Here is a 15,769-nt window from a genome sequence, read left to right on the forward strand (position 1 = left end):
CTACGAGGTCCACCGTTTGGAAAGGGGTCTGTGTGTAAACTGTTTTTGTCCGCTGCAGTATTCGGCGACTGTGTGCCCTTTGCCGACCAGCCGCCATTTGTAAATCAGCAGGCCTTCCAGCCCCACCGGCCCGCGGGCGTGAATTTTGTTGGTGCTGATGCCGACTTCTGCTCCCAACCCGAACCGATAGCCGTCGGAAAAGCGGGTGCTGCAGTTCCAGAAGACGTCCGCCGAATCAACTCGGTCAAGAAAGTACAGAGCGGCCCGGCGGTTTTCCGTGACTATGGCATCGGTATGGCCGGAGCCGTAGGTGTTGATATGGCGGACGGCCTCTTCAAGGGTATCAACAACTCGAATCGAGAGAATCAAGTCCAGGTATTCGGTTTTCCAGTCTTCTTCCGAGGCGGGAGGGATGTCGATAAATGTGCGGGTTTTTTCGCAGCCGCGCAGCTGGACGTTTTTTTCTTCGAGAGCTGTTTTGACGGCCGGCAGAAAACGCTCGGCAATCTCTGCGTGGACCAGCAGGGTTTCTGCGGCGTTGCACACAGCCGGATACTGGCACTTGGAATCGACGGTGATTCGAACCGCCATATCAAGGTCGGCGTCTTTGTCCACATAGACATGGCAGATGCCGTCGGCGTGTCCGAGAACAGGGATGTTGGTATTGTTCATAATGTGCCGGACGAACTCATTGCTGCCCCGGGGGATAATCAGGTCGATATAGTCGTCCAGTTTCAGCAGGGAGGCGACGTCGGCCCGGGTTTCCAGCAGGGCCAGCCAGCCGTCGGGCAATCCGGCCTGAAGGGAGGCCTTCAGAATGACCTCGGCCAGAGTTCGATTGGTTTCGGCGGCCTCTGAACCGCCTTTGAGCAGCACGGCATTGCCGCTTTTCAGACAGAGCGTCGATATCTGCACGAGGGCGTCCGGTCTGGATTCAAAAATAACGCCGATGACGCCGATTGGACAGGTCACCTTGTACAGTTCCAGTCCCTTGTCCAGTTCTGTTGCACTCAGGGTCGCTCCAACCGGGTCCGGCAGGGCGATCAAACTGTCGATGCCTTTGCAGACATCCTCAATTTTCTTTTGGTCGAATTTGAGGCGTTTCAGGAGCGGGGCGGCCAGCTTTTCCTGTTCCGCTTTCTGAAGGTCCTGCCGATTGGCGGCGATGATTTTTTCGGCGTGGGTCTGAAGGGCGTTTCGAATGCAGGCCAAAGCATGGTTTTTCTCTGCCGAAGACAGAGACGAAAGCGCCAAAGAGGATTCCTGGGCTTTCAAAGCAAGATTTTCAATGGTCATTGTCTATCCCGAAAATCCCTAACTAATTGTAATCCAGTGTGTTATCAGTTTTATTAACATACAATCTTCTCTTTTGAAAATACAGAAAAAATCACAAAATACTCACCCCTGTATCCAGATAGATGTTGTCCAAATAGATTGATTTGTTCTAAATAGACAAATTAAATCGTTTTTGTTGAATGAGCCATTTTTATCGGGCTTAACATACTCCTTATATGCCCCTTTCTTTTTTTATGCCTTTCTTTCGAATTCTTTCCTTAAGCTGCGCTCCGTTCAAGACGATTTGTCGCCGGAAAAGATTTACGGAGACACTATATGAAACAACTGAAATGGGCGGTCTTTTTACTCGGAGTTTTCGGGGGAACTGCGTTGGGAGGGATAGCGGTTCTGGATGTTCAAAAAGATGAAGCGTTTTTGAAGAATATGCGGATGAGTGGTCTGCTTGTTCCAAGCGGATATACCTACTCTTTTATCGGAGGTTCAAGGTATATTACCGACGGCAGCGATTATCAGGCCGTACAAAATGCCTTTCAGAAATGGAGTTCCGCAAATGCGTCCCTTTGGGCTGTGGAAGTACTGTCAAAAGGGGGCTTTACACCCGGCCACAGGAACGGTCGGAATGAAATTGCCTGGATAAGTCCGACGGAAAACGAACCGAACCCGTGGAAAAATGTCCTGAAACTTCCGGATTCGATTCTGGCTGTTGTAAAGGTCTGGGTGGAGCCGACAACCAATCGTGTGATTGAGAGGGATTTGTACTTTAATGATGTGACTGTGTCCTGGAGGACGGGCAGTGATGGGGAAGAAGGGGGATTTTGGGTGGAGCGGGTGGCTTTGCATGAAATCGGCCATTTGTTCGGCCTGCGGGATGTGTACAATCCGGGTCAGAAGGGATGGGAGGGGTGGATGGGGGATGGGAATGAGCATTTGGCTATGTACGGCTATTCCTCCCGATGGGATGAGGCGGCAGCAGTGCACCCTGTCGAGTCGGCGGCGCTGGCGTTTGCCTATTTTTCTGTTCCTGAACCGCGTTCCATGCCTGTCTTTGCGCTGGCGGCCGCACTGTTTTTCATTACCCGCAAACGCTGAAAAGCTTTTTGGATTGGGCACTTGACAAATGGGGGGCGGTTTCGTACTCTTTTGGACAGTTGTTTTCGCGGGCGTAGCTTAATGGTAAAGCCCCAGCCTTCCAAGCTGGTTATGTCGGTTCGATTCCGATCGCCCGCTTAAAAAGTAAATAAAGCTCTTGACAAGATTTACGAAACTGGCTATTTCGAGTTTAGTAACGTTCCAGTGTAATTTCCAGTGTAGTTTACGACAGGTGGGGTGATAGCAAAACCGTTTGTATTGCACTATCTGTCGGGGAATGTATTGCCTTTCAGTATTCAGTCGTCAAACCCAGCCGCCAGCAGCGTGCCGGCCATCCAAATCACCGCCCAGCGCCGCAGCACCCGCATCCAAAAGTCCCGGTGAACCGCTCCTTCCAGCCCGCCGGAAAAGGCCTTGACCACCGCTCGGCTGTTGGACAGCGTCCAGTCCGGCCCTAAAAACGTCAGCTGCAAGAGGCTGCGGACCGTCGGAGAAATCCCCAGCCGGTCATAAGGCAGCCCGCCGAAGTCATTGTTCACCGCCGCTATAAGAGCTTGGTCCTTCTATAAATGCATCAGAGGCAGACAAAAGATCTTGAAACCTTTTTTCCAAAAAAAGTTTTTGGACTTGCATATCAACTGAAATTAAATATGTTTTGTATTCAATGTCATTATCGCTGAATGGAGGTTTTTTAGTGGGAGGATAGCTGATTTTAAGGTGAACATATGGGCGAGAAGGAGTTTTATGCACATTCAGATCCATCCCGATTGCCGCTGGAACAAGGAGGACGGTGGCATCTGCTGTCTGAACATCTTGAGCAGACCGCCCTGTTAGCCCGGGAGTTTGCAAACAGTTTTGGAGCCGGCGACTGGGGCTATCTGGCCGGCCTATGGCATGATGCCGGAAAATACAGCGAAGAATTTCAGCGTTATCTCCGGAATTCCTGTGATGCCTCCGTTGAGCAAAAAGTCAGAATTGATCATTCCACGTATGGAGCACAAAAAGCCTATCAGAAGTGGACAAATGGAGAGGGGAAAATTCTTGCCTATGTCCTTGCCGGACATCATTCCGGACTTCCGGACGGGAAATCGTCCGAGGATTCCTGCCTTACGGAACGTTTAACGAAATCCCTGCCGTATCAATTTGGATGCCCAGATTCCCTTTTTGAACACCACAAGCCGAAGCTTCCGTTTTCACTGAATCGGGAACGGTTTTGTTTTGAAGTGAGTTTTTTTATCCGGATGCTTTTTTCCTGTCTGGTTGATGCCGATTTTCTGGACACGGAAAGACACATGACGCCCGAAAAGGCCGTCTGTCGGGCGGAGCCGTATTCGCTAACTGAGCTCTATGCCAAGCTGGAAAACCATCTGTCTTCTCTGCAGACTCAGGTCAAAAAAACGAAGGTAAACTCTCTTCGGGCCCAAGTACTGTCTGATTGTCTGAATGCCGCCGCAGAGCCGACCGGCCTTTTTTCTCTGACTGTTCCAACCGGCGGCGGAAAAACGCTGTCCTCCATGGCTTTTGCACTCAGACACGCTGTGCAGTGGGGTCTAAGGCGTATTATCTATGTCATTCCCTATACGAGTATTATTGAACAAAATGCAAAAATATTCCGGGACCTTTTCGGCGATCGAATGGTTCTGGAGCATCATAGCAATTACGACCCGCAGGAGGAAAGCTACAGAACCCGACCGGCCGTTGAAAACTGGGATGCTCCGATTATTGTAACGACAAATGTTCAGTTTTTCGAATCGCTGTATGCCTGCCGCAGCAGCCGCACCAGAAAACTCCATAATATCGCCAAAAGCGTGGTGGTTCTGGATGAAGTTCAAACTCTTCCTTCGGAGCTTCTGCTGCCTTGTCTTGAAGTGATTCGGGAGTTGACCTTGCATTATCAGTGTTCCTTTGTTTTGTGCAGTGCGACACAGCCGGCCGTTGGCTATCGAGATGATTTTCGGGATGGCCTGCAAAATGTGCGGGAGATTGTTCATGATTCACACAGACTGTATGAACAGATGAAACGGGTCCGCATTCACCATCTTGGCATTCAAAATGATCAGGAACTGATAGGGAAACTTATCCAATGTTCCCAGGTTCTGTGTATTGTGAATACGCGAAAACATGCCAGAACTCTTTTTCAGCAGATTCTGTCGGCCGGAAATGCTTTTCATCTCAGCGCTTCGATGTATCCGCTTCATCGTTCCCGAAAATTAAAGGAAATAAGAGAGGCATTGTCCAGAGGGGGCTGCTGTCGAGTTGTCAGCACTCAGCTGGTCGAGGCCGGTGTGGACATTGATTTTCCGGTCGTCTATCGGGCCATTGCCGGTCTGGATTCGATTGCACAGGCTGCCGGTCGGTGCAATCGGGAGGGGTTGCGGGAATGCGGGGAGGTCTTTGTCTTTGAACCGGCTCAAACGCTTCCGCCCGGTTATTTCCGTCACACGGCGCAAATTGCTTCGGAAGTAATTCGGCGTTTCAGCCCCGATATTCTTTCTCTGGAAGCCGTTGAGGAATATTTTCGAGAGTATTACTGGAGCCAGGGAAAACGGCTGGACAAAGAAAATATTCTGGAACTGATCAGACAGGGAGTCAAAGGAGATTTCCCATTTCGGACTGTAGCGGAGAAGTTCAGAATTATACCGGAGGAAACGAAACCGGTGATTGTCCCCTTGGAACAGGAAGCCTGTGAGCTTATTGAGCGGATTCGGCGAGGGGATTCTTTGAGCGGATACAGCCGAAAACTTCAGAAGTATACAGTCCAGATTTCTCCCTTTTACTGGGGCAATCTTGTGAAGACCGGGAGTATTGAGATTGTCCAGGAAGTCTTCCCGGTTCTAATGAATCTTCATTTGTATGATGAGAATGTCGGATTGTGTCCGGATGATCAGAATCCTGATCCGGAATGGCTTATCGCGTAACGTGGAAGAAAGGAGATAGTATGAGTTTCGGCGTAAAACTGCGGGTCTGGGGGAAATATGCCTGCTTTACCCGTCCGGAAATGAAGGTGGAGCGGGTCAGTTATGATGTGATAACGCCGTCGGCGGCAAGAGGGATTTTGGAGGCCATTTACTGGAAGCCCGCTATTCGGTGGGTTGTTGATCGGATTCATGTTCTAAAGCCGATTCGCTTTCTGAACATTCGGCGCAACGAACTGGCCGGCAAAATTCCTCTCAAGAATGTTAAGACTGCTATGAAGGACGGTCGGTCTCCTTTGGAGGTCTTTATAGAAAATGATCGTCAGCAGCGGGCTGCCATGATTTTGCGAGATGTGGATTATGTGATAGAGGCGCATTTTGAATACACCGGAAAAGAAGATACGGATGACGGAAAACATCTGGATATGTTTAACCGTCGTGCAAGGAAAGGCCAGTGTTTTATGCAGCCCTATCTGGGATGCCGTGAATTTCCTGCATCTTTCCGGCTGCTGGAGAATGAAGAGCCGATTCCGGCATCTCATCTGCGGGGCAGGCAGGATTTGGGGTTTATGCTGCATGATATCGATTTTGCGGAAGAGATGACGCCGCATTTTTTCAGGGCGGAAATGATGGACGGAGTGATTGAAATCCCGCCGTTTCAGAGAAAGGAGGGCACAGTATGATTCTTCAGGAGCTCTGTCGTTATTATGACCGTTTGGCGGAGAATCCGGCGATTGCAATTTCCCCGCCGGGATTCAGTTGCGAGAAAATCCATGCGGAGATTGTCCTGAATCCTGACGGCAGTCTTCTGCAGTTTAACGACCTGCGGGTTCCAAAAGGCAAAAAGCTCGTTCCTCGCGAGATGATTGTTCCCCAATCGGTAAAACGAACGAGTAGTCCTGCGCCGAACTTTCTGTGGGATAATACCTCGTATGTATTAGGGGCGGACAACAAGGGCAAGCCGGACAAGGCGGTCCAATGTTTTGAACTGTTTCGTGAATTTCACCGGGAATTGCTGAGAACAGAAAAAGAACCGTCTATTCTCGCGTTTCTTGCCTTTCTTTCGAATTGGGACCCACAGCGAGCCCCGTCTTTGAATCACTGGGATGAGCTGGCCGGCGGCAATGTTGTTTTTCGCCTGAACGGAGAAAGACAGTACTTGCACGAAAAGGCCTCTGTGAGAAAAATATGGCTTGAGTATAAGAGCCGAAACCAGGAAGGGGTTCAAGGGTACTGTTTGGTAACCGGGCAACAACAGCCTATTGCCCGGCTGCATCCGGCCGTCAAGGGGGTGAAGGATACACAAAGCAGCGGAGCGGCAATTGTTACTTTCAACCTTGATGCGTTTTGTTCCTACGGCAAAGAGCAGAACTTTAATGCTCCCATAGGAGAAATGTCTGCTTTTTCCTATACGACTGCTTTGAATTATCTCCTTGCCAATGACAGCAGACAGAAACTCCAGATAGGGGATACAACGACGGTTTTTTGGACGGAGCGCCCGTCTCCCATAGAGGGCCTTTTTGGGATGATGCTGGATCCGAAAGAAGCTGATATTTCAGATAATGCCGACCTTCGTCGGGTGCTGGAGGCCGTTCGGGAAGGAAGGCCGGTTGACAGGGCGGATTCGGATATCCGATTTTTTATTCTGGGCCTGTCGCCCAATGCAGCCCGGATTGCCGTACGGTTTTGGCATGTCTGTACGGTGGGGGACGCGGAAGAAAAGATTGGCCAGCATTTTCGGGATTTGAGAATCCGGAAAGATTTTGATTCTGAGCCGGATTTCCCGGGAATATGGAGGTTGTTGAGAGAGACGGTCAATCAGAAGGCGAGCGATTCGTCTCCGCAGCCCCTCTTGGCTGGAGCTGTGCTTCGCTCGATCCTGACCGGCACGGCGTATCCGCAGGCTCTGCAGAATGCCGTTCTGAATCGGATTCGCGCGGACCAAACGATCAACTATGTTCGAGCAGCCATATTAAAGGCAATTCTGGTTCGAAAATACAGACTATCTAAACAAGGAATGGAGGTGTCTATGGCTTTGGACAAAGAAAACAAAAATCCGGCTTATCTGCTGGGACGGCTTTTTGCCGTACTGGAAAAGGTTCAGCAGGATGCATCCCCCGGGATCAATACAACCATTAAGGACAGGTTCTGGGGGGCGGCGTCGGCCACTCCGAAGGTGGTATTTCCGCAATTGCTCCGACTGGCGCAGCATCATCTTGAGAAAGCGGAGTACGGCAAAATGCGGGACAAACAAATTGAGGAAATTCTGGCGGATTTGTCTGATTTTCCCGCTCATTTGTCATTGGATGAGCAGGGGCTGTTTGCTCTCGGATATTATCATCAGCGTCAGGATTTCTTTAAAGGCAAAGAATCTCGGGAAACGAACCAATAAAATTTTTTGAAAGAAAAGGAGAATAGATTATGAGTCAAATCCTTCAGAATCGCTATGAGTTCGTGTATCTGTTCGATGTCGAAAACGGCAACCCTAACGGCGACCCGGATGCCGGCAATATGCCTCGCATCGATCCGGAGACCAGCTACGGGATTGTGACCGATGTGTGTTTAAAACGCAAGGTGCGGAACTATGTGCAAACGGTTCGGGGAGACCAGCCGCCCTATTGCATTTATGTGAAAGAAAAGGCCATTCTAACCAATCAGCAGAAAAGAGCATACGAGGCATTAAAAATTGATAAGGGGAAAACAGCGGCGGATGAGATTGAAAAGGCCAGATTGTGGATGTGTCGCAACTTCTTTGACATTCGAACATTTGGAGCGGTGATGTCATTAAAGGAATACAATTGCGGTCAGGTGCGGGGAGCAGTGCAGATGAATTTTGCTCGAAGCGTTGATGTGATTTGTCCCCGTGAATTGACCATTACACGCATGGCAGTTGCTACAGAAAAGGAGGCGGAATCGCAAAGCGGAGACAACCGCACAATGGGTCGAAAGAATATTGTCCCATATGCTCTGTATCGTGCGGAAGGGTATATTTCTGCCTGTCTTGCGGAGCAGACAGGTTTTACGGAAGACGACCTGGCCCTGCTGTGGGAGGCCCTGATCAATATGTTTGACCATGATCATTCTGCTGCACGCGGGAAGATGTGTGCACGACGGCTGATTGTATTTAAGCATGAAAGTAAAATTGGAAACGCTCCCGCTTACAAATTGTTTGACACGATTCAAATCAAGCCGTGTGAGGGAAAACCGCCTCGCAGCTATGAGGACTACAAGGGCAATATTACCGCTCCATCCGACGGTCCGCTGAGCGGTTTCCCGGGGGTTACCGTGCAGAATCTTTTGTGATTGTGGATGTCTTATGTATGCAGAGGCTGACTATCTTCCGCTTTCCGCCCTGCAGCATTGGGTGTTCTGTCCGCGGCAGTGCGGGCTGATTCACCTGGAGCAGGTCTGGGATGAAAATCGTCTGACGGCGGAAGGGCGTATCCTCCATCAGCGAGTCCACGAGATGTCGGATGAGCATCGTTCCGACATTTCTATTGTGCGGGGACTGAGGATTTATTCCCGCCGTCTCGGGCTGATCGGTCAGGCGGATGTGGTGGAGTTTCACAGGACTCAGGCAGGGATTTCTCTGCCGGATGCCGAAGGTTTGTGGCAGCCGTATCCGGTTGAGTACAAACGCGGCAGTCCCAAGATGGATGCCTGTGATGAGGTACAGCTGTGCGCTCAGGCCATCTGTCTGGAGGAAATGTTGGGGATTGCCGTTCTGCGAGGAGCTTTTTTTTACGGTCGCCCGAGACGGCGGAAGGAAGTGGTTCTTACGGATGAGCTGCGCAGGAAGACGGAAGAATCGGCACACCAGCTGCATGAGATGTTTCGACGGGGGCGTACACCGGGTGCTTCTTATGAGAAAAAATGCCGGGCCTGTTCTTTGTACAATCAATGTCTCCCCAAAACGACCGGCGGAAAAAAGAACATTGAGCATTACCTCCAGATGGCTTATGAACTGCCCCGGGAGGAGATGATTCCATGAAACAGCTCCTCAATACCCTGTTTGTTACAACGCAGGGCGCCTATCTGGCCAAAAACGGCGATACAGTCGAAATTCTGCATGAGCAGCAGACAAAGCTGCGTGTGCCGATTCATACCCTCGGAAGCATCGTCTGTTTTGGGAATGTTGCCTGCAGCCCGTTTTTGATGGGACTTTGTGCCGAACATAACGTTCCATTGTCATTTCTCACTGAGAACGGGTACTTTCTCGCAAGGGTACACGGTCCCGTTTCCGGCAATGTTCTGCTGAGGAAAGAGCAGTACCGCCGCTCGGATGACCTGAAAGCCAGTTCAGAAATCGCCCGTTCTGTTGTTTCGGCCAAAATCGCCAACAGCCGCATTGTCCTGCTCAGAGCACTCCGCGACCGACCGCAGACGGAAGGTCGGGAGAAGATTCAAAATGCTTTGGAGGAAATGGGGCAGAATCTGGAAGATTTAAAGCGTTCGAGCGATCTGGAGGAAATCCGCGGACTTGAAGGCATGGCCGCCAACACGTATTTCGGATGTTTTGACTGTCTGATTACGGCCAATAAGAATGCCTTCTTTTTTTCGCAGCGGAGTCGGCGTCCTCCCTTGGACCCCGTCAATGCGCTCCTTTCTTTTTTGTACACTTTGCTGGTGCATGATATTCGCTCAGCCCTGGAAGGGGTCGGACTGGACCCGGCCGTTGGATTTCTGCATCGAGATCGGCCCGGCAGGCCTGGACTGGCCTTGGATATGATGGAGGAATTGCGGGCTTATCTGGCGGACCGCCTGACGTTGTCGCTGATTAATCGGCAGCAGGTGAGCCCCGAAGGGTTTCAAAAGACGGAATCGGGTGCTGTTGTGATGGATGAGCAAACCCGAAAAACTGTATTGGTTGCCTGGCAGAAGCGAAAACAGGAAGAGATTACCCATCCTTTTCTTCAGGAAAAGATACAGATTGGTCTGCTCCCGTATGTTCAGGCCTTGTTGATGGCCCGGTTTCTGCGCGGGGATTTGGACGGGTACCCTCCATTTTTGTGGAGATGACTATTCGGAGACGTAGGTTGTATGATGGTGTTGGTAACGTATGATGTAAACACGGAAACGCCGGCTGCTCAGAAACGATTGCGTCAGGTGGCGAAAATCTGCGAAAATCGGGGGCAGCGGGTTCAGAATTCCGTGTTTGAATGCTTGGTTGAACCAGCTCAATGGGTAGAACTCAGGCAGAAGCTGATTGACTCGATCGACCCGGCTAAAGACAGCCTGCGATTTTATTTTCTTGGGAGCAATTGGAAGCGAAGAGTTGAACACGTTGGGGCTAAGCCCGGATACGATCCGCAAGGGCCCTTGATTGTGTGATTTGCTAAACGCGAACCTCAAGCAGGCACGGAAAGTCCGGCAGGTTCGCGAATGTTATAAGTGGTTATTTGACAAGTAAATACGGAAATTTTGGTTTTAAACATGAGCCCGATTTCCTTAAATCCTCCATAGGTTCGCGGAATCTCATCGCTAACTCTTTGGGAGCAAAGAGGATAGGGTATGTGCAGTCGCCCGCTTCACGCGGGCGTGGATTGAAACTTACTGATGCCTCATTAAGACAGAGAGTAGTATGTCGCCCGCTTCACGCGGGCGTGGATTGAAACATTTCCATAACTACATATAAATATAACATAGACGGTCGCCCGCTTCACGCGGGCGTGGATTGAAACGCCCTGCGGCAGGCGATTGCCTATTTGGCGGCGGAGTCGCCCGCTTCACGCGGGCGTGGATTGAAACGGGCGCAGATCGATGCGATGACCAAGTCGATTGGTCGCCCGCTTCACGCGGGCGTGGATTGAAACGTCTGCCAACGTCGTGCTGCCGAAGTCAAAGACAGTCGCCCGCTTCACGCGGGCGTGGATTGAAACTCGACAAGCAGAAACGCACCTATGCGCAGGGGCCGGTCGCCCGCTTCACGCGGGCGTGGATTGAAACTCGTGCAGATCGCCAACGTAGTCGACGGGCAGATCGTCGCCCGCTTCACGCGGGCGTGGATTGAAACTCGGCTGGCCATTCGATTCGGGCCCAGTCGGATAGTCGCCCGCTTCACGCGGGCGTGGATTGAAACGTGATATTGCGGCTGCTCTGCATCAGAGCCCGGCGTCGCCCGCTTCACGCGGGCGTGGATTGAAACACCGCCGCCGCCCGAACAGCCAAACAGGGGGAGGGTCGCCCGCTTCACGCGGGCGTGGATTGAAACGATCTCAGGATCTTATGGCTCCCCAGACGGAGCGTCGCCCGCTTCACGCGGGCGTGGATTGAAACCGTCCGCAGCGAATAGGTATAGTCCTCCAGACCGTCGCCCGCTTCACGCGGGCGTGGATTGAAACTGGTTCTGCACGTCATAGACTATCTGCACGACCTGTCGCCCGCTTCACGCGGGCGTGGATTGAAACAATCTCGCGATCTTTGGCACCGATCTGGTCGAGGGTCGCCCGCTTCACGCGGGCGTGGATTGAAACAGAAACGCCATCTGCTGCTGGTCGGTGAGGGTTGTCGCCCGCTTCACGCGGGCGTGGATTGAAACAATCCGCTGCCGCACCGGCTGGGTACGGTAAATTAAGTCGCCCGCTTCACGCGGGCGTGGATTGAAACCGATCTTCGGCGGAGGAACCAACGCCGAATGGTGTCGCCCGCTTCACGCGGGCGTGGATTGAAACCAGAAGCAGTTGATACCTTTGCTGGACTGATAGGTCGCCCGCTTCACGCGGGCGTGGATTGAAACAGGCCGTGATGTGCTGGGCGTAGCCGCGATCGGCGGGTCGCCCGCTTCACGCGGGCGTGGATTGAAACAAAGTAGAACCGGCTGCTGCAGAACCAGCGAGGACGTCGCCCGCTTCACGCGGGCGTGGATTGAAACCATACGGTAGCTTATCATCGAGCGACTGGCAAGGTCGCCCGCTTCACGCGGGCGTGGATTGAAACTACAGGAAGCGTCTTAAAGTGGGGCTTCTGTGAGGTCGCCCGCTTCACGCGGGCGTGGATTGAAACCTACAGCATCCGTTCGGATTCTGCCGGCGAATCGGTCGCCCGCTTCACGCGGGCGTGGATTGAAACTCGAGCTTGTAGCCGCGATGCTCCAAGATTTTGGGTCGCCCGCTTCACGCGGGCGTGGATTGAAACGGGGGCCTATAAATCCGGACGCAGTTGGCGGATTGTCGCCCGCTTCACGCGGGCGTGGATTGAAACATCGATTGCGAACAGTTTCTGCGGGACCGTCGGCGTCGCCCGCTTCACGCGGGCGTGGATTGAAACGTTGATGATGGGGATGCTGATTCAATTCTATTCGGTCGCCCGCTTCACGCGGGCGTGGATTGAAACTCTGCGCCGAATGCAGCAGCTTGTCGAAGAGCGGGTCGCCCGCTTCACGCGGGCGTGGATTGAAACGAGTTCTCCTCCGGCTCATAGGCCGGCCCGGCCAGGTCGCCCGCTTCACGCGGGCGTGGATTGAAACCTCGCTCACCTGATCAACAATGGCTCCGGTGTCATGTCGCCCGCTTCACGCGGGCGTGGATTGAAACACCCTGGCGGTCAAGCACGATATGGCCGTGCGGAGTCGCCCGCTTCACGCGGGCGTGGATTGAAACGTCCATCGATGCCTCAAAAAGGCCGCCCGCCGCAGCGTCGCCCGCTTCACGCGGGCGTGGATTGAAACAATCCTTATGACCCGCTGCACGGCCTGGGACCAAGTCGCCCGCTTCACGCGGGCGTGGATTGAAACCATCCGAGGGACTCGCAGATAGCCAGCAGGTCGTGTCGCCCGCTTCACGCGGGCGTGGATTGAAACTAAAACCTGCTCGGCACGCTGGAGCATCCGCTCCTGGTCGCCCGCTTCACGCGGGCGTGGATTGAAACACGCAGCCGGGTGAGGGACGCATTGCCGTCATCGTCGCCCGCTTCACGCGGGCGTGGATTGAAACTGCTGGCGGTCTGCCTGATTGCTCTGGGTCTATGTCGCCCGCTTCACGCGGGCGTGGATTGAAACGCCGGATTTGTCGAGCCGATATTCGAGGACGCGGTCGCCCGCTTCACGCGGGCGTGGATTGAAACATATAATCCACCAATCGGGCGGCAATTTTTTTCGTCGCCCGCTTCACGCGGGCGTGGATTGAAACGAATGCCGATTCGGCGCCGAGACCGCTGTAATCGCGTCGCCCGCTTCACGCGGGCGTGGATTGAAACGCACCGGGTGAGGCCGGCTGGCGGGTTCGAGGCCGGTCGCCCGCTTCACGCGGGCGTGGATTGAAACGGCTCAACCGGCGGCACATTCGGCTCGGAAGCGGCGGGTCGCCCGCTTCACGCGGGCGTGGATTGAAACGTCTTCCAGCAGTCCCTTTCCATTCGGACGCCAAGGTCGCCCGCTTCACGCGGGCGTGGATTGAAACTGATTATAGGACGGTTGGGTGGACAGACTGCGGAGTCGCCCGCTTCACGCGGGCGTGGATTGAAACTCTTTTCCCGGCGGCCAACGCAGCCGCCGCGTTAGTCGCCCGCTTCACGCGGGCGTGGATTGAAACGCCGAGCCAGACCGCAGCAAGGCGGCGGAGTATTGTCGCCCGCTTCACGCGGGCGTGGATTGAAACCTGCGGCTGAAGGTCAATAATCAATTCCTTGTACGTCGCCCGCTTCACGCGGGCGTGGATTGAAACCGTGATCTCCTCCGGCTCGAGTTTGACCCCGGCGGGTCGCCCGCTTCACGCGGGCGTGGATTGAAACTTGCCGGCAAGTTGCCGTACAAGGGGCCAGAATGTCGCCCGCTTCACGCGGGCGTGGATTGAAACGGCGGACAGCGAGGTTACGCCGAGACGCTGTTGGGTCGCCCGCTTCACGCGGGCGTGGATTGAAACTGCAACAAAGTGATCGCCTTCTGCGATCAGTACGGGTCGCCCGCTTCACGCGGGCGTGGATTGAAACATGGCTTCCGGCCAGCCCCAGCCGCTCGGCAATCTGGTCGCCCGCTTCACGCGGGCGTGGATTGAAACGGGCGCACGGGCGGAGGCGCTGATCTGTATACCGGTCGCCCGCTTCACGCGGGCGTGGATTGAAACCGCCCGGCATCCACAGCGGCATTGCCGACCTTCTGTCGCCCGCTTCACGCGGGCGTGGATTGAAACACGGCGGTTTCCGGCTCCTCTACGGCAGATGCATCGTCGCCCGCTTCACGCGGGCGTGGATTGAAACAATCCCAATATAACTGGTAAACTGAAGTACCCCCGTCGCCCGCTTCACGCGGGCGTGGATTGAAACCGGGACGTGCTCATCGTAATCATAAATTGATTGACGTCGCCCGCTTCACGCGGGCGTGGATTGAAACATATACAGGACAGGATGAAAATGGAAATCCTTAGTCGCCCGCTTCACGCGGGCGTGGATTGAAACTTCTTGACGGCGGAAAAACGAATCTGCTTAATGGTCGCCCGCTTCACGCGGGCGTGGATTGAAACATCCTTGAAGAAATTAAAAGAAATTGCGGCAGAAGGTCGCCCGCTTCACGCGGGCGTGGATTGAAACCTTTGGACAAACAGCCCATCGCCCGCTGCCATTTGTCGCCCGCTTCACGCGGGCGTGGATTGAAACAGAACCCCTGTACAATCAAACTGAACCGTCCCATGTCGCCCGCTTCACGCGGGCGTGGATTGAAACGGCTTGTGCCAAATAATGTCCTGACGCAAATACGTCGCCCGCTTCACGCGGGCGTGGATTGAAACGTAAGCAGAAAAATATATTCATGTGAACGGGTAAAGTCGCCCGCTTCACGCGGGCGTGGATTGAAACAGGTAAAAATCTGAATAATCAGAAAATCGAATATGTCGCCCGCTTCACGCGGGCGTGGATTGAAACATGTTTTATTCTGCCGTACCGTCCGGCAGGAAATAGTCGCCCGCTTCACGCGGGCGTGGATTGAAACGAATAAGAGGGTGAAAATGAAACGGGGATTTACTGTCGCCCGCTTCACGCGGGCGTGGATTGAAACTGTGCAGATGGATGAGCGGCTGCTGTATGCCGGAGTCGCCCGCTTCACGCGGGCGTGGATTGAAACAGGAAACACACCCCATCCTCACGCAACACCCGACGTCGCCCGCTTCACGCGGGCGTGGATTGAAACAAAGAACCCGCTGATTTCCGTGTTAACCTGACGGGTCGCCCGCTTCACGCGGGCGTGGATTGAAACTTGCGAGATTTACACGGAAGTTGACCGTTCAGCCCCGTCGCCCGCTTCACGCGGGCGTGGATTGAAACTCGAACGTCAAATCATACGTAAAACTCCCGTCAGTCGCCCGCTTCACGCGGGCGTGGATTGAAACTGGGGATGGCTGAAGAACTTTACACCGGGAGAACGTCGCCCGCTTCACGCGGGCGTGGATTGAAACACTCTTGGTAAGTATGGCATATCGATAGTTTTCGTCGCCCGCTTCACGCGGGCGTGGATTGAAACAAAAGAGACAATTGTATAGTCA

10 protein-coding genes, 1 tRNA gene and 1 CRISPR repeat array are annotated in these 15,769 nt (G+C 53.5%); of the genes, 9 read left to right on the forward strand and 2 right to left on the reverse strand.

The genetic code is table 11. From position 1 onward, the window contains the following. Complete coding sequence (locus WHS88_11520; protein MEJ5260805.1) at positions 1–1,296, reverse strand: glutamate-5-semialdehyde dehydrogenase; 1,296 nt, start codon at positions 1,294–1,296, stop codon at positions 1–3. Positions 1,297–1,611: 315 nt separating this feature from the next. Here WHS88_11520 and WHS88_11525 point away from each other — a divergent pair, with 315 nt between their 5' ends. Both WHS88_11525 and WHS88_11530 read left to right on the forward strand, forming a co-directional pair. Then, positions 1,612–2,385 carry a hypothetical protein gene (locus tag WHS88_11525; protein MEJ5260806.1) on the forward strand — a complete coding sequence of 258 codons (774 nt, stop codon included), beginning with the start codon at positions 1,612–1,614 and terminating at the stop codon, positions 2,383–2,385. A 67-nt stretch (positions 2,386–2,452) separates the two neighbouring features. Next, a tRNA-Gly gene (locus WHS88_11530) sits at positions 2,453–2,523 on the forward strand. Positions 2,524–2,681: 158 nt separating this feature from the next. Here WHS88_11530 and WHS88_11535 read toward each other — a convergent pair. After that, positions 2,682–2,924 (reverse strand): hypothetical protein, encoded by a 243-nt coding sequence (locus tag WHS88_11535; GenBank protein ID MEJ5260807.1) that lies wholly within the window; start codon positions 2,922–2,924, stop codon positions 2,682–2,684. 186 nt (positions 2,925–3,110) lie between these two features. Here WHS88_11535 and cas3 point away from each other — a divergent pair, with 186 nt between their 5' ends. From cas3 to cas2, 7 genes are read left to right on the forward strand one after another with little or no spacing between them, the layout of a single operon-like run. Continuing rightward, positions 3,111–5,303, forward strand: a complete 2,193-nt coding sequence (gene cas3 / locus WHS88_11540; GenBank protein MEJ5260808.1) for a CRISPR-associated helicase Cas3' — start codon at positions 3,111–3,113, stop codon at positions 5,301–5,303. A gap of 20 nt (positions 5,304–5,323) precedes the next feature. After that, on the forward strand, positions 5,324–5,983 hold the full coding sequence (gene cas5c / locus WHS88_11545) for a type I-C CRISPR-associated protein Cas5c (GenBank protein ID MEJ5260809.1): 660 nt from the start codon (positions 5,324–5,326) through the stop codon (positions 5,981–5,983). Further along, entirely contained in the window at positions 5,980–7,692 is a 1,713-nt protein-coding gene (gene cas8c, locus WHS88_11550; protein MEJ5260810.1) for a type I-C CRISPR-associated protein Cas8c/Csd1, read from the forward strand. The genes cas5c and cas8c overlap by 4 nt, the downstream gene beginning before the upstream one ends. Before the next feature lie 29 nt (positions 7,693–7,721). Next, the gene (gene cas7c, locus WHS88_11555; GenBank protein MEJ5260811.1) at positions 7,722–8,603 is read left to right on the forward strand and encodes a type I-C CRISPR-associated protein Cas7/Csd2; all 882 of its coding nucleotides are present in this window, start codon (positions 7,722–7,724) and stop codon (positions 8,601–8,603) included. Positions 8,604–8,616: 13 nt separating this feature from the next. Beyond that, entirely contained in the window at positions 8,617–9,291 is a 675-nt protein-coding gene (gene cas4, locus WHS88_11560) for a CRISPR-associated protein Cas4 (GenBank protein ID MEJ5260812.1), read from the forward strand. Then, positions 9,288–10,319, forward strand: a complete 1,032-nt coding sequence (cas1c, locus tag WHS88_11565) for a type I-C CRISPR-associated endonuclease Cas1c (GenBank protein MEJ5260813.1) — start codon at positions 9,288–9,290, stop codon at positions 10,317–10,319. The genes cas4 and cas1c overlap by 4 nt, the downstream gene beginning before the upstream one ends. A gap of 21 nt (positions 10,320–10,340) precedes the next feature. Beyond that, entirely contained in the window at positions 10,341–10,631 is a 291-nt protein-coding gene (gene cas2, locus WHS88_11570; GenBank protein MEJ5260814.1) for a CRISPR-associated endonuclease Cas2, read from the forward strand. A 187-nt stretch (positions 10,632–10,818) separates the two neighbouring features. Next, positions 10,819–15,747: direct repeats of the CRISPR family, unit length 32 nt; unit sequence GTCGCCCGCTTCACGCGGGCGTGGATTGAAAC. Positions 15,748–15,769 lie beyond the last annotated feature (22 nt).

Source organism: Anaerohalosphaeraceae bacterium (assembly GCA_037479115.1).
Taxonomy (GTDB): Bacteria; Planctomycetota; Phycisphaerae; order Sedimentisphaerales; family Anaerohalosphaeraceae; genus JAHDQI01.

Coding starts and splice junctions, on each gene's coding strand:
- WHS88_11520 (MEJ5260805.1), bottom strand. CDS start 1,296: ATGACCATTGAAAATCTTGCTTTGAAAGCCCAGGAATCCTCTTTGGCG.
- WHS88_11525 (MEJ5260806.1), top strand. CDS start 1,612: ATGAAACAACTGAAATGGGCGGTCTTTTTACTCGGAGTTTTCGGGGGA.
- cas3 (MEJ5260808.1), top strand. CDS start 3,111: ATGGGCGAGAAGGAGTTTTATGCACATTCAGATCCATCCCGATTGCCG.
- cas5c (MEJ5260809.1), top strand. CDS start 5,324: ATGAGTTTCGGCGTAAAACTGCGGGTCTGGGGGAAATATGCCTGCTTT.
- cas8c (MEJ5260810.1), top strand. CDS start 5,980: ATGATTCTTCAGGAGCTCTGTCGTTATTATGACCGTTTGGCGGAGAAT.
- cas7c (MEJ5260811.1), top strand. CDS start 7,722: ATGAGTCAAATCCTTCAGAATCGCTATGAGTTCGTGTATCTGTTCGAT.
- cas4 (MEJ5260812.1), top strand. CDS start 8,617: ATGTATGCAGAGGCTGACTATCTTCCGCTTTCCGCCCTGCAGCATTGG.
- cas1c (MEJ5260813.1), top strand. CDS start 9,288: ATGAAACAGCTCCTCAATACCCTGTTTGTTACAACGCAGGGCGCCTAT.
- cas2 (MEJ5260814.1), top strand. CDS start 10,341: ATGATGGTGTTGGTAACGTATGATGTAAACACGGAAACGCCGGCTGCT.